Origin of the sequence: Paenibacillus sp. J5C2022, from assembly GCF_025567625.1 — a bacterium.
Classification (GTDB): domain Bacteria; phylum Bacillota; class Bacilli; order Paenibacillales; family Paenibacillaceae; genus Pristimantibacillus.
In genome coordinates, this window is record NZ_JAOQJC010000053.1 from 32,270 (window position 1) to 51,023 (window position 18,754).

General features: G+C 57.0%; 18 protein-coding genes. 12 read left to right on the forward strand and 6 right to left on the reverse strand.

The features are described from left to right. Positions 1-655: 655 nt before the first annotated feature. The 6 genes from M6D81_RS28150 to M6D81_RS28175 form a co-directional block, all read right to left on the reverse strand. Positions 656-1,792, reverse strand: coding sequence for a carbohydrate kinase family protein (locus tag M6D81_RS28150; RefSeq protein WP_262680608.1), 1,137 nt, complete (start codon positions 1,790-1,792; stop codon positions 656-658). 27 nt (positions 1,793-1,819) lie between these two features. After that, positions 1,820-1,975, reverse strand: coding sequence for a hypothetical protein (locus tag M6D81_RS28155; RefSeq protein ID WP_262680609.1), 156 nt, complete (start codon positions 1,973-1,975; stop codon positions 1,820-1,822). A gap of 174 nt (positions 1,976-2,149) precedes the next feature. Beyond that, complete coding sequence (locus M6D81_RS28160) at positions 2,150-3,295, reverse strand: ABC transporter permease (protein ID WP_262680610.1); 1,146 nt, start codon at positions 3,293-3,295, stop codon at positions 2,150-2,152. A gap of 29 nt (positions 3,296-3,324) precedes the next feature. Then, a complete protein-coding gene (locus tag M6D81_RS28165; protein WP_262680611.1) occupies positions 3,325-4,245 on the reverse strand; it encodes an ABC transporter ATP-binding protein in 921 nt (306 codons plus the stop codon). A 152-nt stretch (positions 4,246-4,397) separates the two neighbouring features. Next, positions 4,398-4,808: a DUF3021 domain-containing protein gene (locus M6D81_RS28170; RefSeq protein ID WP_262680612.1), complete on the reverse strand. Its 411-nt coding sequence runs from the start codon at positions 4,806-4,808 to the stop codon at positions 4,398-4,400. Continuing rightward, a complete protein-coding gene (locus tag M6D81_RS28175) occupies positions 4,798-5,286 on the reverse strand; it encodes a LytTR family DNA-binding domain-containing protein (protein WP_262680613.1) in 489 nt (162 codons plus the stop codon). The genes M6D81_RS28170 and M6D81_RS28175 overlap by 11 nt, the downstream gene beginning before the upstream one ends. A gap of 326 nt (positions 5,287-5,612) precedes the next feature. On the opposite strand from M6D81_RS28175, the gene M6D81_RS28180 reads away from it, so the two are divergent. The 12 genes from M6D81_RS28180 to M6D81_RS28235 all read left to right on the forward strand — a co-directional run bounded on the left by M6D81_RS28180 (position 5,613) and on the right by M6D81_RS28235 (position 18,714). Next, on the forward strand, positions 5,613-6,932 hold the full coding sequence (locus M6D81_RS28180; protein ID WP_262680614.1) for an aspartate aminotransferase family protein: 1,320 nt from the start codon (positions 5,613-5,615) through the stop codon (positions 6,930-6,932). A gap of 20 nt (positions 6,933-6,952) precedes the next feature. Then, the gene (locus M6D81_RS28185) at positions 6,953-7,735 is read left to right on the forward strand and encodes an IclR family transcriptional regulator (protein WP_262680615.1); all 783 of its coding nucleotides are present in this window, start codon (positions 6,953-6,955) and stop codon (positions 7,733-7,735) included. A 43-nt stretch (positions 7,736-7,778) separates the two neighbouring features. Further along, on the forward strand, positions 7,779-8,174 hold the full coding sequence (locus M6D81_RS28190; protein ID WP_262680616.1) for a RidA family protein: 396 nt from the start codon (positions 7,779-7,781) through the stop codon (positions 8,172-8,174). Continuing rightward, positions 8,171-9,718 (forward strand): M81 family metallopeptidase, encoded by a 1,548-nt coding sequence (locus M6D81_RS28195; RefSeq protein WP_262680617.1) that lies wholly within the window; start codon positions 8,171-8,173, stop codon positions 9,716-9,718. The genes M6D81_RS28190 and M6D81_RS28195 overlap by 4 nt, the downstream gene beginning before the upstream one ends. 641 nt (positions 9,719-10,359) lie before the next feature. Continuing rightward, positions 10,360-11,259, forward strand: a complete 900-nt coding sequence (locus M6D81_RS28200; RefSeq protein ID WP_262680618.1) for a fumarylacetoacetate hydrolase family protein — start codon at positions 10,360-10,362, stop codon at positions 11,257-11,259. Positions 11,260-11,442: 183 nt separating this feature from the next. Further along, complete coding sequence (locus M6D81_RS28205) at positions 11,443-12,243, forward strand: SDR family oxidoreductase (protein WP_262680620.1); 801 nt, start codon at positions 11,443-11,445, stop codon at positions 12,241-12,243. A 43-nt stretch (positions 12,244-12,286) separates the two neighbouring features. Continuing rightward, on the forward strand, positions 12,287-12,961 hold the full coding sequence (locus M6D81_RS28210; protein WP_262680621.1) for a FadR/GntR family transcriptional regulator: 675 nt from the start codon (positions 12,287-12,289) through the stop codon (positions 12,959-12,961). Positions 12,962-13,533: 572 nt separating this feature from the next. Further along, entirely contained in the window at positions 13,534-14,559 is a 1,026-nt protein-coding gene (locus M6D81_RS28215) for an aldo/keto reductase (RefSeq protein WP_262680623.1), read from the forward strand. Between the two features lie 19 nt (positions 14,560-14,578). Further along, positions 14,579-15,766 (forward strand): pyridoxal-phosphate dependent enzyme, encoded by a 1,188-nt coding sequence (locus tag M6D81_RS28220; RefSeq protein ID WP_262680624.1) that lies wholly within the window; start codon positions 14,579-14,581, stop codon positions 15,764-15,766. Positions 15,767-15,778: 12 nt separating this feature from the next. Then, positions 15,779-16,804 (forward strand): Gfo/Idh/MocA family protein, encoded by a 1,026-nt coding sequence (locus M6D81_RS28225; RefSeq protein ID WP_262680626.1) that lies wholly within the window; start codon positions 15,779-15,781, stop codon positions 16,802-16,804. Beyond that, entirely contained in the window at positions 16,801-17,535 is a 735-nt protein-coding gene (locus tag M6D81_RS28230) for an MBL fold metallo-hydrolase (protein WP_262680627.1), read from the forward strand. Before M6D81_RS28225 ends, M6D81_RS28230 begins: the two co-directional genes overlap by 4 nt. Before the next feature lie 147 nt (positions 17,536-17,682). Continuing rightward, entirely contained in the window at positions 17,683-18,714 is a 1,032-nt protein-coding gene (locus tag M6D81_RS28235; protein ID WP_262680629.1) for a succinylglutamate desuccinylase/aspartoacylase family protein, read from the forward strand. The last annotated feature ends 40 nt before the right edge of the window (positions 18,715-18,754 follow it).

The following is an 18,754-nucleotide window of genomic DNA, read 5'->3' on the forward strand; positions in this document are numbered from 1 at the left end:
AAATTTTCGCACATTTCAAGCAAAAAAAGTGATTTTCACAGGTTTCCACATGTCTTCACGTCTTTTTATACACAAATTATCAACAATCCATCCACAGACTGTCCACAACTTTATCCACAAAACTGCTGACTAGCTCGTCTACCTACATACCAGTAGCACTCCAATTCCACTACTCCACACATTCTCCTCTCTCCAATCATCCCACTCTCACTCCAAACAAATTCCACACACTCCTTTCACTTTACCTCGTCCCATTCACTCCACTTCCCTCTCTCTTCACCTCGTCCCATTCACTCCACTCATTCCCCTTTCTCTTCACCTCGTCCATAGGTTCTGCTGTGCATTGACTGATCATCAAGTGCTTACGGACGTGACAGCCGCTATTTCGCCGAAATATAGGAAAATCGAAATGTAACGGGTGCAGCTGACGTTATTACCCTTTATTGCCTGCGATTTCAGACCAAATATGCAAAATAGGGGCTGTGGCAACCGCTAAAAACGACAAGCAGTTCCATAATGGAAAATAGCGCTTGCCACAACCGTTAGAAGTTCGGTACTGCAACAAAGACGGTTGCTCAGCTGCAGCCGCCTCCCCCACATAACCTATTCGCTATCTATTCCGCACTGTCTACTCCGCATTATCCATTCCGTATAATTAATTACCGCTATCCACCAATTCGTGAACGCGATCAAGCTCTGGCAAGGAAGGAATCGCTCCCTTCCCGGTAGCCGTCAATGCGCCCATCGCATTGGCAAAGGCCAGCAGGGATGTCAGCTGCTCAATGGACATATCCACATGTGGATAACCGGCTTGCAACAGTTGATACAGCGCCCCGCCGAAAAAAGCGTCACCGGACCCCGTCGTATCTGCAACTTCTACTTGGTATCCGAGATGTCTGGCCGAGAGGAACGATGCTCCGCTCTTACTTCGAATTTCACTTTCGGTTTCACCTTCGCTCTCCCATTGGCTCTCGCCAACATGATTGCTGACACGCTCATCAGCATGGTTATCCACGTGGTTCTCAGCATGACTTGCACCTGAGGCTTCCTCTGCATTGTTCGCGCTAACCGCACCTGCCTCACCTACCGCAGCTCGGCAGTAACTGCCGTCCGCTCCCATCGTCACGAACAGTAAAGCAATGCCGTACTGCTCCATCAACAGGCTCGAACCCTTCTCCAGTTCGCTCGTTCCCGTCAGGAAGTGAAGCTCTTCCTCCGATAGCTTGACGACATCCGCGAGTTGCAGTCCTTCCATTATTGCCGTCCGCGCATGCTCGGCGTCCCGCCATAACGACAAGCGAAGATTGGGATCGTACGAGATCAGCGCCCCGTGTCGTCTGGCGATTGCAGCCGACTTCAGCGTCGCTGTTCGAGAGGGTTCATCCGTCAGCGTGATCGATCCGAAATGGAACACTTTCGCCTCCTGTACCAGCGCCGCATGGACATCCTCCGACTTCAGGAGCTGATCTGCGCCCGGCTTCCGATAGAAGGTGAATGAGCGGTCCCCTGTGCGGTCAAGCTGAACGAAGGCCAGCGTCGTCCGGGCTTCGTCCGTATAGACCATCCCGCTCGTATTGATGCCACTATTCTCCAGCGTCTCCGCCAGGTAGCGGCCGAAATCGTCATTCCCCACCGCGCCGATGAAAGCCGTCTTCCTTCCCAGCTTCGCCAGAGCGGCCAGCACATTGGCAGGCGCTCCGCCCGGATTCCGCTCGAACAGCGGCTGCCCCTGATCCGATACGCCGTGCGGCGTGAAATCGATTAACAGCTCTCCTAATGCGACTACGTCCATGTCGAATCTTCCTTTCTTCCCTCAGCTTTACATCGATAAGATAATCCTATCACAGGGACCATCGGGGAACGAGAAGAGAATGCTGCGGAAGGCCTTCCACCCGATCCCGATTCTCTGCCGAATGAACGGCTGCCACTTCACACGGGATATGCCGAAGCTGCTAGCGGAAGCAGGCATCAGCATTGAACATCGGGACTCCTATTGGATTGATATGGCAAGAAAAGAACCTGCAGAACGAACATCTCTCTCCATGTCCATTCTGCAGGTGCAAGAACCCCTATCGTCAACCGTAGCCACATCACTTAAAACTCGTCTCTCTCACTCTTTCCCTCTTCCGGCCGATGTCTGGCCTAAAGCTTAGACCGTCCTCTCCGCGAACTTCCGGAAGCGCATCAGCGCAATCGCCAGACCCAGCAGACCGAAGCCGAACAGCACGGCCAGCGTAATGCCGATGCCTCCGACGCCCGCGCCGCGGATCATGACATCTTGCATTGCCTGCTGCGCCCAGTATTGCGGCGTGAATTGGCCGATGATCTGCACCGCCCGCGGCAGGAACTCGAACGGGAACCACAGTCCTCCCATAATGGCGCCGCCCATCGCAATAATCTGCACCAGCGCGATGCCCATATTCTCGCTGCTTACCGTCAGCGACAGCAGCAAGCCGAGTCCGGTGGCGCAGATCGCCAGCCCGAACACGATCAGCGCGATCGCCAGCGGGTCGCCAATACTCAAGCCATAGACGAAATGACCGAACGTCAGCAGCGTCGTCGACTGAATCAGCACGACGATAATATGCGGAATCCACATGCCGATCAGATAGCTCATCGGCTTCATCGGCGTCCCCTGCAGACGCATTAGCATCCCGCCGTTGCGATCCTTCAGGAAGCTCGTCACCATGCTGATCATGACGAAGAAGACGAACATGACTGTATAGCCGGGTACGATCTGAGTGACGGAATCAACCTTGGCCGCATGCTCCTTCACTTCCGTCAGCGTGACAGGACGCTCCAGAATGCCCTTCACATCCCCCTCGCCAAGCCCCATCTCCGTCAATACCGCTTGCAGCTTGCCTTCCCGGTACTGGCTCAGCACACTGTCCAGAATGGCCACCACCGGCGCCGCCGCGTCATTCGCTGCCGCATCGCGGTATACTTCGATCTCCGCATTGTCCCGGGCATCCAGCTTGGCGCCGAAGCCGTCGGGAATGACGACGAGCAGCGTCCGCCCCCCGTCGCGCACCTGCTGCAGCTGATCCTCCAGCGGAGCTTCCTTGTCCTGCTTCAGCTCTACGCTGTCGATTCCTTCCAGAATGCCGATAAATTCGCCGGATTGCCGGCTCCCGTCCGCATCGTAGTAATTCACATTAATCGTCATATTTTCCGTACTGCCGAAGATCGAGCTGAACATGACGATGAACAAGATCGGCAGGCCGATCAGCCAGAAGAACGCCCCTTTATCCTTCAGTATCAGCAGTAATTCCTTGCGTGCAATCGTCCAAAACATCGCTGCTCCTCCTTCTATTCTGCCTACCGCTAGTCTCTCAGTTTCTCGCCTGTCAGCTTGAGGAACACGCTGTCCAGCGACGGCTTCATCATCTCCAGCGCCATGACCGCCGCACCGCTGCGCGACAGTTCCTCCGATACGCGGCCCATCATGTCCAGCGGCTGCTCGCATTCCAGCACCCAGCCCCTGCCTTCCCGGGTCGCCTTCTGCAGGCCTGCCAGCTTCGGCGCTTCCTTCCACCCGTCCGTCTCGACGTACACAGCCTTAAGTGCGTGCTTCTCCAGCAGCTCCTCCAGTGGCCCCTGCGTAATAATGCGGCCATGATCGATGATGGCCACCGCATCGCAGAGCGCCTCCACTTCCTCCATATAATGCGTGGAGTAGATCAGCGTCACGCCTTCCTTCTGCAGACCGCGCAGCAGCTCGAAGATATGATTCCGCGACTGAGGATCGATGCCGACCGTAGGCTCGTCCAGAATGACCAGCTTCGGCTCGTGCAGCAGAGCGGCGGCGATATTGATGCGGCGCTTCATTCCGCCGGAATAAGAGGCGACCGTATCGTCCGCGCGATCCGACAAGCCGACGCGCTCCAGCACCTGGCCGATCCGCCGCTTCAGCTCCGCTCCACGCACACCGTACATTTCGCCGAAAAACTTTAAATTTTGCCGCGCGCTTAACTTTTCGTACAAGGTAATGTCCTGAGGGACATAGCCCACCTTGGCCCGAATCTCTCCCGCCTGCTTGCCAACGTCCATTCCCATCACCCCGATGCTTCCCGCATCATGGCGCAGAATACCCGTAAGCAGCTTCATCATCGTCGACTTGCCCGCCCCGTTCGGTCCCAGCAAGCCGAAGCAACTGCCCGCCTCCACGCTCATGCTTACGCCGTCCAGCGCAACTTTCCCGTTATAGGCTTTCATCACCTGTTCTACTTTTAGCACTTGGCTCATTGCTGCCCGCTCTCCCTTCGACTGCTCCCTGGTTGCTTGCTCTCATTATGCATGAATTTCCCATACGGCAAGGCATATTGTGCATGACCTGCACGGATCGGCGCTTGAACTGCATGAATTGCTGCGCGAATGGCAGATCGCAACATGCATCCTTAACGCTTCTGCAGCGACTTGTTCAGCTCCTCCGCTTGCTTGCGGAGGAACAGCCTCACGATAAAAGCTATGATTAAATAAATCACTGTAAAAATAGCCAGCGATATGATGAATGCCATCCCATGCAGCGGCGGAAGCCAGCCGACGGATATCGCAACGATATAAAACGCGCTGAAGGACAGCAAATAGTGCGTCGTCATTTGCCGCAAGAGACTCCAGCTCTCAATCTCGAACAGAAAGGAAGCCAGTCCGAAATAGATGCCCAGCAGAATGCCGCCAAGTCCATTCCACCATATCTGCTCAACGGTCACATGAATATTGTTGAAGACCACCCATGTCAGCACCGCGAACAACTGCAGCCCGGAATAGGCGATGCCCACCATCAGACGCGGAAGCACTTTATAGATCACTCTTGCCACCTCCCAGAATTAAACGTTCCTTCAGCTTGGACACATAGGCTCGAGATACATATTCCTTGCTTCCCGATTGGAAGTAGACGCACAGATTGCCGTTGAAGGACAGCTCGAAGCGGCTGATCCGGTCCAGGTTGCCGATGACGGACTTGGAGAAGCGCATGAAGGGATAGCGCCCCAGCACCTCCTCCACCTCATACAGCTTCATTCTCAACTCGATGCTTTGCCCCTTCGTGGAAGCGAACACTTTGCGCTTCTCCGCGAAGACGTAATCAATTTCCGTCGGCTCCAGCAAGATGGATCTGTCGTCCTGCATGCCAACGAGCCGCTTCCCTCCGGGCTGCCGGGGGTTCTGGATGTGCTTGACCAGCTCAGCCAGCTCTTCCGTCCATTCCCCTGCCTGAATGGTGATGACGGTCTCCTTGTGCTTTTCGCTAATGTCGATGTGCAGCTTCACTGTTTTCTCACTCTCCATGACCCTCTTATTTGTAACACGGCTATGCTTCCTGTACTTGCACACCGTTATAACCTGCACGTTTCCATACATGAACTCACCTAAATGAATGATAACACTTCACTCTGATGAGGAGTATGCTAATCCTGTTATTTCAGCCAAATACCTATGACTTTAGCACCAAATAGATCAAGATCGACTATGCCTCTGGCCGTTGTATGTCAACGGAGCCGCTTTGTACACGCCAGCAAAAAAAGGATATACAAGGAAAATCACCTGTGCTATATTAAAAATGAAACCAATGTTTTATTAATTGAAACATAATAGAACGGAGTGATGAGAGAAGGATGAACCGCTACGAGAAGTCGAAGGCGAAATATGAACAATCCAAGCGCTATCTGGCAGGCGGTGTCGCAAGCTCGCTGCGGACGGCCATGAAGCCGGTACCCCTGTTCGCACAATCCGGCAAAGGCTCGAAAGTCGTCGATGTCGACGGCAACACCTACATCGACTACTTGCTTGCATACGGCCCGCTTATACTGGGCCATGCCAATCCGGCGCTGACGGACGCCCTGCATGAAGCGATGCAGAAGGGGATTACGTTCGGCCTGCAGCACGAAGGCGAGATTGAAGCGGCGAAGCGGCTGACCGAGCTGCTGCCGTGCGCCGACAAGGCTGTGCTCAGCGGCTCCGGCACAGAGGCGGTCATGCTGGCGCTGCGTCTGGCGCGCGCTTATACGGGAAGAACGAAGGTCGTCCGGTTCCACGGGCATTATCACGGCTGGTCGGACTCCATCTTCACAGCATTCCCAAGCGCGGACATGCGGGCATCCGCCGCCGCAGCCGGAGGCGGCTCCGGCGTTCAGCCGGGCACGGGCGGCCAGAGCGAGCTTAGTCTGCAGGACGTCATCCTGCTGCCATGGAACGATTCCGACGCGCTGCTGGAAGCGCTTGAGGCCCATGGTGACGAGATCGCCGCTATTATCTCGGAGCCTGTCATGTGCAATTCCGGCTGTATCGCTCCCCGTCCGGGGTATCTGGAGCTCGTCAGAGCAGAGACGGAGCGGCGCGGCATCGTATTCATCATGGATGAGGTCATTACGGGATTCAGGCTGGGCCTTAGCGGCGCACATGGCCGGTTCGGCATCCGGCCCGATCTGGTGACGATCGGCAAGGCGATGGGAAGCGGCATCGCCGTAAGCGGCGTAGCCGGCAGCGCGAAGCTGATGAAGCTGATCGAAGACGGCACCGTCAGCCATCTGGGCACGCTGAACGGCAATGGTGTCGCGACAGCTGCTGTGCTGGCCACCATCGCCGAGCTGTCCAAGAACGAAGGCGCAGCTTATAATGTGATGGAGGATACGACGCAGGGGCTGGTGGCAGGCTTGCGCGCATTGCTGAAGAAGCATGGCAAGAGCGGCATCATCAACCACGCAGGCGGACCCGTCTTCCACTTCATGTTCACCGAAGAGGAAGCGGTCGAAGACTTCGCCTCCTTCAACAAACGCGATTCCGCAGCCTATTCCCGCTTCGCGGAGGAGATGCTGGCGGAAGGCGTGCTGGTCAGGCCGAACGGACTCTGGTATGTATCGGCTGTCCATAGCGCCGAAGATGTAGAGGCTACGCTTCAAGCTGCGGACGCTGCGCTGGGTCGTCTCCCGGGATAACGGAGATTGGAGCGAAAGCTATGAACAAGGAAGCGGCAGACAAGCCGGACAGATATATTATTCAATCGATCGACAAAGCGTTGACTTTAATTGAGCTGCTCGCCGAACGCGGCTCACTCAGCCTAATCGAGCTGACGGAGCTGCTGGAGCAGCCGAAATCGTCGACGTACCGCATTATTCTGACGCTGCAGAACCGCGGCTTCATTGCCCGCGACGACGAGGACGGGAAGTATTGCCTCGGCTATAAGCAGCTGATGCTGACGCGTGACCTGCTGGAGCGCAACACGCTGCGCACCGCAGCCATGGCGGAGATGAAGCGATTGTCGGAGCTGTACGGCGACACTGTCAATCTGGGCGTCCTGGTGGACGGCGATGTGCTGTATGTAGACATTATCGGAAGCCTCCACCCGCTGCGCATGACGGATACGGTCGGCTCACGCGCCCCCTTCCATGCGACGGCTATGGGCAAGGCCATATGCGCCGGAATGTCCGATGACGAAGCGGAGCAGTTGGCCCGCCAGTACGGACTTCCCGCCTGCACGGACCATACCATTACAAGCTGGACTCGTCTTCAAGAGGAGCTGGAGCTGGTTCGGCAGCGCGGCTACGCGCTAGACGATCAGGAGATTGTAGAAGGCGCGCGCTGCGTCGCCGCTCCTATCTACAATATGTACGGCAAGGTCGAAGGAGCCGTCAGCTTGTCCGGTGCCATGCATCGATTCGCTGACGACAAGCTGGCCGCCATTACAGAGCAAGTGAAGCAAGCGGCGGCAGCCGTGTCCCGCAAGCTTGGCTATCGGTGAGGCAGAATTACACATTTTATTTCCAATAGAAAGAGGGATCTCCATGTCAGAATGTATTCAATCGGCGCAAGCGCCTCAATTCCCGCTCCCCTTCTCGCATGCGATTCGCGCCGGAGAGTTCGTCTACGTATCAGGTCAGGTGGGCGTCATTCCGGAGACTCGGGAGATGGACGGCGACACGATCGAAAGCCAGACGATCCGGGCTCTTCGCAATATCGAGCTGATTCTGAAGGATGTCGGGCTGACCATGGATCACATTATTAAAATCAATGCCGTACTGACACACATCGAAGACTCGCCGGCGTATAACAAGGCCTACGAGAGCTTCATGAATGCGCCTTATCCGACAAGAACGACTGTCCAGGCCGGTCTCGGTCCTTATCTGGTGGAGATCGATGCCATCGCCTATGCGCCATCCGTGCGAGGCGGTACGGCATGAATGACCGAGCGATAGAGAGCTCATCCGCGCTCTCTGCCCATGGCGACGCGCCTCGCATCGCCGTCGCCGGCATTCTGCACGAGACGAATACCTTCGCACCGTTCGCGACAGGTATCGACGCTTTCCGGCAGGAGTGGATTGCGGGCAACGCGGCCTTCGAGGCGCGCTATGGCGGGACGCGAACGTCAATGGGCGGGGCGATCGATGCAGCCGTTCAACATGGCGCAGCGCTGGCGGCGGGTCTGTATGCCGCCGCCACGCCAAGCGGCATGGTAACGGCGGAAGCGGCCGAGGAGCTGATGAATGCCGTAGTCGCATCAGTTGATCCGGAAGCGGACGGGCTGCTGCTGATCATGCACGGAGCCATGGTCGCGGAGGGCATTCCCGATATGGAAGGCGAGCTGCTGGGAAGATTGCGGAAGCGGCTGGGCCGACAATTCCCCATCGCGATGACGATTGACCTGCACGGCAATGTGAGCGAAGAGATGGCGGAGCTCGCCGACCTGATTGTCGGCTACGACACCTATCCGCATATCGATATGTACGAGCGGGCTGTAGAAGCCTTCGGGCTGCTTATGCGCTACATAGAACGCGGCATTCGCCCCGTTCGGGCGCTTGCCCACACTGGCATGATCGTCGTTCCGCAAGCGATGATGACGGAAGAGGGAGCGATGAAGGAACTTATGGATCGGGCCTTCGCGATGGAAGATGCGCCCGGCATTTTGAACGTCACCGTAGCCGGTGGATTTCCTTACAGCGACGTCCCGGATGCGGGCATGACCTTCATCGTCACCGCCGACGGCGACGAAGCGCTGGCCGTACGCTGCGCGGAAGAGCTGGCCCGTCTGGCAGTCAGCTGGAAGGACCGCTTCCAGCTGCAGGCGCTGCAGCCGCTGGAAGCCGTGCGGACCGCGCTGCTGGCGGAGGAAGGCCCCGTCATTCTGGCCGAGGGATCGGATAATGTCGGGGGCGGCGCACCGGCGGACGCCACGCATACGCTGGCGCGTCTGATCGAAGCGTCCAAGCCGGCGCTGGCCGTCATCTGCGATGCGGAGGCTGTCCGCACTGCGGCTGCGCTCGGCATCGGCGGCGTCTTCCGCGGCAAGGTCGGCGGACGCATGGATGAGCTGCACGGGCAGCCCGTCGAGGTGGAGGGCAAGGTGCGAACGCTGTTCGACGGCGAATATCGCCATATCGGCCCGTATATGACCGGCCAGCAGGCGTTCATGGGACTGACGGCGGTGCTTGCCTGCGGCAGCCTTACCTTGGTCCTGACCGAGAAGCGCGTAGCGCCTTGGGATCTCGGCCACATCGACTCCATCGGGCTGCGGGCGGAGGACTTCCATATTATTCTGGTCAAGTCGGCTATCGCATGGCAAGCCGCCTTCGGGCCCTTCGCCAGAAGCGTGATCCACATCGACTCGCCGGGATGCTGCAGCGCCAACTTGTCGCACTTCCGCTATGAGCAGGTGCACAGGCCTGCCTACCCGCTGGATGCCGGCGAACCGCGCATCCGCATCGCCAGCTACGGATACCAGCCTTAACTGTGATGGTATAGGTAAATTATCGTACAAATTCCGGAGGCTGGGCGCTTCCTCGAGCACTTTTGTACGATTTATCGTACAAATCCCTGCGGCTGGGCGCTTCCTCGAGCACTTTTGTACGGTTTATCGTACAAATCCCTGCGGCTGGGCGCTTGCTCGAGCACTTTTGTACGATTTATCGTACAAATCCCTGCGGCTGGGCACTTGCTCGAGCACTTTTGTACGATTTATCGTACAAATTCCTGCGGCTGGGCGCTTGCTCGAGCACTTTTGTACGATTTATCGTACAAATTCCTGGGGCTGGGCGCTTACTCGAGCACTTTTGTACGATTTATCATACAAATTCCTGCGGCTGGGCGCTTGCTCAAGCACTTTTGTACGATTTATCGTACAAATCCCTGCGGCTGGGCGCTTCCTCAAGCACTTTTGTACGATTTATCAATACGTTGGACGACTTATAAAGCAATTCATCGTCTCGTAGCAGTGTAGAAGACATTAGAAGCCGTTCGCACGCCAGGTCCTCTATAGCAACTTAGGTTGAAGGATGGGCATTGACATCGAATGCAACTACGGGTTTATAACAGGCATAATCAAGTTAGGCATACTTAGGTCAAATTGCAACGGAAAAGGAGAGTATTGCAATGAAACTGCTAACGTTCGTACACGAAGGAAAGTACCGTCTGGGCGTGCATACCCCCGAGGGAATTCTGGACGTCTCCTCCGCACAGTCCGCCCTGTCGGCTGGCGCTGAGTCGTTCACAACGACTGACTCCGTCCTTAATGGCGGTACGCAAGCGCTGCAGCGCTTGCAGCAGCTCGTCGAGCAAGCACTTGGCAGCGGCGATAAAGGAGCATGGCTGCTGGATGAATCGGCGCTGCAGTTGGGACCGGCTGTGACCAATCCCGGCAAAATTATCTGTGTCGGCCTCAATTACCGGAGACATGCGGAAGAGACCAACTCTCCCATTCCCCAGTCACCTATCCTGTTCAGCAAGTTCAACAATGCGCTGGCGGCCCATGGCGATGAAGTGCCGCTTCCGGTCGCATCGGAGAAGGTTGACTATGAGGCGGAGCTGGCGATCGTCATCGGCAAGCGCGCGAAGCACGTCGCCAAGGAAGACGCATTGCAATATGCGGCAGGCTACTGCAGCGCGAACGACTTGTCCGCCCGCGACCTTCAGTTGCGCACGCCTCAATGGCTGCTGGGCAAGTCTTGCGACAAGTTCGCGCCGCTCGGTCCCTATCTGGTAACGGCGGACGAAGTCGGCAATCCTAACGATCTGGCGATCGGCTGTACCGTGAACGGGGAGCAGCGCCAATCGTCGAACACATCGGATATGATCTTCCACTGCGATGAGATCATCAGTTACATCTCCCGCCATATGACGCTGGAGCCGGGCGACATCATTCTCACCGGCACGCCGGAAGGCGTCGTACTCGGCTACCCTGCAGAGAAACAAGTCTATCTTCAGCCGGGTGACGTCGTCACGATCGAGATCGAGAAGCTTGGACGTCTGACGAATAAGATGATCGCGGAATAGCATTGACAAGAAATTTATTCCTGTGATAGCTTTAAGTAGAATATGGTCAGACCAATGATCATATTCTACTTGCACTTTTAGTGGTATGACCATACTATATATCGATAGGTTGCTTGTGGAAAACATAAAGTGTCGAGAGCGTAGCATCATGCGGTGTCGACACAATAGGTGGAGGATAGGAACATGCATGTACTGGATCGATTCCGCTTGGATGGCAAGACAGCTATCGTCACCGGAGGCTCGGGGCTATACGGCGCCCACATCTCGTCCGCGCTGGCTGAGGCCGGAGCTCATGTCGTTATCGCCTCTCGCCATTGCGACAGCTGCGAGCAGCTCGCTGGGCAGTTGCGCAGCGCAGGCTTGCACGCGTCCGCCAGAACTCTGGATCTGAGCAAGGAGAAAAGTATTGCGGAGCTGGCCGGATGGGCCGAGCAACGCTTCGGGAGCGTCGACATCCTGGTGAATAATGCCGTGTCACGCGAAGGGCTGGCCGATCTGGAGGACACTGCCACGGAAGGCTGGCTGAAGGCGCAGCAAGTGAACGGGCTTGGCGTCATGCTGCTGACCAAGGCCATCGTACCGCTCATGAGCCGGCACAAGCGGGGCAGCATCATCAATATCGGCTCCATCCAAGGTGTACAGGGGCCCCACTTTCCCGTCTACGAAGGAACCGGCATGACCAGCGGCATTGAATATACGTATGCCAAGTGGGGGCTGGTCGGCATGACGAAGTGGCTGGCTAATTACTACGGCCGCTTCGGCATTCGAGCGAATTGCATCAGTCCAGGAGGCTACAACCCCGTTGGCTCCGCCAATGAAATTACGGCTAGCGCCTTTCTGGAACGCTATGTGGAACGAACGCCGCTGGGTCGGATGGCGGATGACGAGGATATTAAAGGGGCGGTTGTCTACCTGGCCTCCGACGCATCCAGTTATGTGACAGGCCACAACCTGATCGTCGACGGCGGATGGAGCAGTTGGTAATCAGAGAGAATACGTCCTGTCGAAATAGGAGGAGAATCAAAAGATGGAGCCGTCAGAGAAGGTGAATTTGTCCCACATCGTCAGTGAGCGCATCAAAGCCTACATTACGGAGAACGGCTTAAGCGAGGGGGATCGGCTGCCTTCCGAGAAGCAACTGATCGATGGGCTTGGCGTTAGCCGCACGGTCGTGCGGGAGGCGCTCAAATCATTGGAAATGCTGGGCATTGTAAAAATCAGAACCGGAGACGGCATCTATGTCAGCAGCTTGTCGCTTAAGCCCGTACTGGATCAGGTATCGTTCCGCTGGCATCAGAGCGAGCGCAAAATGCATGAGCTTCTCTCCACCCGCCGCGTCCTGGAGTTGGGAGCTGTCGAGATGGCCATCGACCGATACGATATTTCGCTCATTAACGAGATGGATGCCTGCAATCGGGCCATGATGGAGAAGGTCGACAGGGGACTGTCTCCGCTGGAAGAGGATCTCGCCTTCCACGAAGCGCTGTTCCGGGCGACGGGCAATGAGACATACGGCGAGCTGAGCGCGCTTATTAGCGATTTCTTCCTGGAGATCAGGCTGCATCACTTCGCTAATGTGGATGTGTCCAGACAGTCCATCCTGGAGCACGGCCGTATCGTGGATGCGATCAAAGCCAGGGATGTTGCCCGGGCAAAGCAGGAGATGGAGCTGCATCTGGAGCCATTGAAAAAACATATGTAAGCAGCCGGACGGCCCGATACGACAGCTGATGAATGATACTTCGGAACCGGCAGCGATATGCTGCGGCAAGGACTTCGTTTCGCCTTGATGACTGCATGTGTGCGAGTAAATGGGTGACTTCCCTGTTGTCCGATTAGCCCTCGTATGCATGCGCCGTTCCGTTGGCAGCCGCACCGACTGTCCTTCGCAGGCTTTGTTCGGCAGCGGGTCTCGTAACACCATAAGTGGTCTGACCATACTACTCATTTACCGACATTACATTTGATCGTGTGCTGCATTGCTATCATTCAACTAAATGGATTCTGCCTAACAGACTCAGTCAAGTAGATCTGCCAAATGGAATTCATGTCATTAATGGTATCGAAATGCTAGCTCTTATCTCAACTAAATGGATTTCATGTCACTAATCCGATTGGTTAGCGAGATTTTATGCGATATGAGCCGATTTAACTGTGCTTATTCCATTTCAGGCTAGCGGGAGCGGCGATTCCAACTCAACTACATGCACTAAATCCAGTTATCAATCTCCACGTGCCAGCTTTAATCATTCTCCAAAAGGAGGCTTTTAAAAAATGCATAGCAACAGAGAAACGGAAGCGGCGTCCGGCCTTTCGTTGCCACTTCCCAAGCTCACACTGGGTACCGCCCAGCTCGGCATGCCAGACTACGGCATCGCCAACGATACGGGAGGCGCAGATACATGCGCCCTGCTGGAGGGCAGTGTGAGCGCAGGCATCACCTCATTCGATACTTCGCCGGAATACGGCGAATCGGAAAAGGTAATAGGCGAATTCCTCGCGCTGTCGAATCGCGCCCAAGAGATGGCTGTTATGACTAAGGTGAAGCTGCCAAGACAACTCGGCATGACCGAGAAGGAAGTGGCTGCGCATATGTATGCCAGCCTGGAAGGCAGCCTAAGCCGTCTCCAATTGAGGAAGCTGCCCGTCCTGAAGCTGCACGATCCCGACATTCTTGTCACGCACGGCGAGACTGTCACCCGAACGCTTCGCAGCATGAGAAGCGAAGGGCTGATTGCAGCGGGCGGGATATCGTTGACGGACAGAACAGACGAACAATACCGGCGGATAGCGGCATTCCTGGAAGACGATATTTATGCCTTCGTTCAAGCGCCGCTGAACTTGCTCGACCATCGGCTGCAAGCAAGCGGAGCAATGCAGCGCATGCAGGCAACCGGCAAAACGATCGTCGCCCGCAGCGTCTACCTGCAAGGATTGCTGCTCATGAACCCGGAGCGTCTGCCGAACAACTTGCAGGAAGCGGCTCCGGCGCTTCATTCCTTGCGGCTGCTGGCGGAGCAAGAAGGGATATCGGTCGCGCAGCTCGCTTTCTCCTATGTCAGAGATATGGACGGTGTTGCCAGTCTAATTATCGGGATTGAAAAGCAGGCTCAGCTGGAGGAAAACCTGCGCCTGCTGCAAGGTCCGGCCTTGTCGGAACGATGCCTGCATGCGATCCGCACGCAGCTCGGCCATATTCCTGAGCGAATCATAACCCCGGCGCTATGGAACCGGAACGGAAGCGGCAATCGCGGGACGATTCCAGCAGCATCTGCGGATACGAGCGAAACTAGCAAATGAAAGGAGCGACAACCGCCCTATGAACGACATGATTGGAAGCGATAAGGTAGCCAGCCGATCATTCGGCAGCCTGCAGTTGCTTCAATACGAACAGCCCGATGCGTCGTGGATGGACGATAAGGCGGCTGGCATATGGAAGTACGCCGCACTCCTCCCCCCTGTTGCGTCCGGCAACCGGCTCAGCTTGGGCGAAGGACGCACGCCGCTTATACGAAGCGTCTCACTGGAGAAGCGGCTGGGCATCGGGGAGCTTTACTTCAAATATGAAGGCGGCAATCCTACAGGCTCCTATAAGGATCGCATCGCCACTATCGGCTTGTCTTGGGCGCTGGAGCAAAGGCGGACAGCATGTGTAGGGACCACCTCCGGCAATGCAGGGGCGGCAGTCGCCGCCTACGCCGCACGCGCGGGCCTCCCTTATCACCTCTATGTGCTGGAGCATATGGCGGAAGCCAAGCTGACGCAAGTGCTGGCATACGGCGCGAACGTCCGTAGAGTTGCGGAGTTCGGCACCAGCCCCGAGGTCGGCGACCGGGTATTCAGGCATGTGCTGAATGCTGCAGTGACGCATGACTGGGAGTTGATGGTGACCGCATTCCGTTTCAATACACACGCCATGGAAGGGGTGAAGACCATCGCTTATGAAATTGCAGAGCAACTAGGCGGCTGCCCCGACACCGTATATGCTCCGGCGGGAGGAGCAGGGCTCTATGTCGGCATATGGAAAGGCTTCGACGAATGGCAGCGCTTCTCGCTCGGGGACGGCCGCAAGCCCCACATGGTCGCCGTGCAGCCGGAAGGCTGCTCTAATATCGTGCGGGCCTATGAGCAGGGGGCGCTGCAGCCGCTCCCCGGCGCTTCCACCTCCCTCATCTCCGGCCTGCAGGTGCCTAATCCGCCAGACGGCGAGGCAGCGCTCGCCATTATGGACGCCGGCGACGGAAGTGCCTTGGCCGTCTCCGACGACGAGATCTGGCAAGCGCAGCGGCTGCTTGCACGCGAGGAGGGCATCTTCTGCGAGCCGGCCGGTGCAGCCGCCGTGGCAGGCCTCATCCGCACATGCCAGCAGCGGCAGCAGATGGGAGAACGAATCGTCTGCCTCATTAGCGGAGTCGGCTTCAAGGACTTTGCCAGCATAACGGCGATGACACAAGACGAGACGGTGCCGCTGCTCACCGTATCTGATCTGAACGCCCCATACGAGTAAAGGAGGAATACCATGCAACAGCTGCGTATTGCCTTAATTGGCCTTGGCCGCTTTGCACAGCTGCATGCGCATATATGGCGCCAGCTGCCGCATGTGCAGATCACTGCCCTATGCGACCGGGACGAGGATCGCTTCGCCCCCTTCCGGGAATGGTTCCCCGATGCGACATGCTACACCGATTGGCAAGAGATGCTGGCGTCACAGCCGTTCGACGCTGTAGATATCTTGACGCCGGAGCATATGCACGCGGAACCGGCAATTGCCGCCATGGAGGTCGGCGCCCACGTCTTCGTAGAGAAGCCTATCGCGCATCATGCCGACGCGGCAGAAGCGATGATCCGTACCGCCCGGCAGCGGGGACGAATGCTCATGATTGGACATGTCCTGCGCTTCGACCCCCGCTATATCGCCATGAAGCAAGAGCTGCAGAGAGGTGCGTACGGCAGCATACGCTCCATCTATGCCAAGCGCAATAATGGGACGATTTATTTTCCAATATACAATCGCGTTAATCCTGTCTATATACTGGGCATTCACGATATCGATCTAATGCATTGGTATATGGAGGACGAAGTGCGGGAAGTGTACACCGTTCGTTCCAGCAGGGATGATGGAGGGCCGGCGGATATGAGCTGGGCGATGCTAACCTTCCGGCGGGGCGGTATCGGCATCCTCGAGAACAATTGGCTGGTGCCGCAAGGCGCCCCTTCCGAGACGGATATACGCATGGAGATTACGACGGGACAGGGTACGCTGCTTATGAAGGATACGACGCAGGGTGTATCGTTCTCGGACGCTTCCGGCACACAATCACCTGCTCTGCTGAATCAGTATGACGTACACGGCGTAATAGGAGGTCCGCTCGCTTACGAGCTTCGGCACTTCGCCGATTGCGTCCTGGCGGGCCGTCCTTCCACGGTACTTCAGCCATCCGACGCCTTGCGCGCGCTGCGTGTGGCGGCGGCTGTAGAGCAATCCGCCAAGGAAGGTAAGCCCGTCTCCTTGAGTCCGATAAGTGAGGAGCGGACGGCACGATGAGGCTGACAGAGCATGTCTGCTGCATCGGGGGCGGAACGCTCGGTTACGGCATTAGCGACGCCTACGATTGCAACATCTATGCGCTGCGTTGCGGCAGCGAATATGTGCTGATCGATTCCGGAGCGGGCATGGACAGCGACTGTGTCATCGCCAACATGCAGCAGGACTGCATTCAGCCGGAGCAAGTGTCGGCCCTCATTCTGACCCATGCGCATGCAGATCATTCCGGCGGAGCGCAGGAACTGAGACGGCGTCTGCAACTGCGTGTACTGGCGGGAGAATTGACCGCGGCGATCGTATCCACGGGGGATGAGCGCCGCATGGGACTTGTAGGCGCCAGGGAAGCCGGCGTGTATCCCGCAAGCTATCAGTTTCCCCCTTGTCCTGTTGACGAACAGCTGAAAATCGACTCTATCGTGCGCATAGGAGGCGTAGAGCTACACATTCTACCCGCCCCCGGCCATAGCGCGGATATGCTTGTCGTCTATCGTCCCGACATTGGCGCGTTATTCGCAGGCGATGCTATATTCTCGGGCGGTAAGCTTGCCGTGCTGAATACGCCGGATTATGACGAGGCGCAGTACAAAGAGACTATACGGCGGCTGAACGCCTTGCCGATCGAGCAGTTGTTCAGCGGCCACGGGACGGCTGTCCTGGAGGATGCGCAAGCGCCGCTGAGAGTGGCACAAGACCGCTTTGACCAGGGGATGAAGCCGTGGAGCATCGTATGATCCGGTTCACTATTGCGGTCTGTATAGCCTATACGAACTGTTGTGACTGCTCACATCGCTTCCCAGAACCCGTTCTGTTGAAGCGGAAGCTCTCCTAGTAAGGTGAGAGTTCCCTGTAAGCAGCTTATTAGAAGGAGGCAAGATGAGATGACTGAGCATTCGCCACACGGAATGAAGACTAGTCGTATCGAGTGGATATCCCTATCGGCGGCAACAGCTGATGCAGGATACACCGATTCACGCGATGTCGCAGCTTCGACCGATCAGGACGCCGTCCCGCTTCACGCGCTGCATGTCGCCGGCGCACAGCCCGGCCCTCGACTGCTGATGCTTGCAGGCGTGCACGGCGATGAATACGAGGGTATAGACACGATTCTGCGGCTCTACGAACAGCTGCAACCGCAGCAAATAGCTGGAAGCGTGACGCTGCTTCCTGCCGCCAATCCTCTCGCCTATCGCGCCGGGAACCGGATTAGCCCGCTGGATGGCGTCAATCTGGCTCGGGCATTCCCCGGCCGCGCTGATGGCACCCCAACGGAGCGGCTCGCCTATATGCTGCATCACCGCTATATCGCCCAGTGCGACTTCCTGCTGGACTTGCATAGCGGCGGCAGCCATTATGCCGTCGCCACCTTCGTCGGCTATGACGACAACCCGGCGTCGGAGCACGGCAGGCGAAGCCGCGCGGCAGCGGAAGCGTTCGGTGCGGAGTGGCTATGGGGCCATGCCTCGGTCGCTCCGGGCAGAACGGTCTCCTCCGCCGGACAGCTTGGCATTCCGTGGCTCTATACGGAAGCGTTCGGAGGCAGAAGAGTGCGGCCCGAGGACGGAGAGCTATTCTATAACGGCACATTGCGCCTTATGCGCCATCTGGGCATGCTGTCCCAAGCGGCGGCGGAAGAAGTGCGGCCTGCGCCTTCGGCAACACCCGGCCTTCTGCAGGGCGACGGCGATTTCGACCGCTCCGTCACCGCTTTGGCCGAAGGCTTCTATATGCCGGACGTCCCGCTCATGGCGAAAGTACAGCAAGGAGATCGCCTCGGAACGATCAGAGCTTTAAGCGGGGAGATCATTCAGGAGGTGCTGGCCCATAAGAAGGGCCGTCTCGTCATGGTAGTGGGCACACCGGTCGTCAAAGCTGGCGATCCCATCTATATGCTGGCCGACACTGCGGATTAAGGGTACCCGATGGCCGATGACCGCTTATGCGAGCGCACCA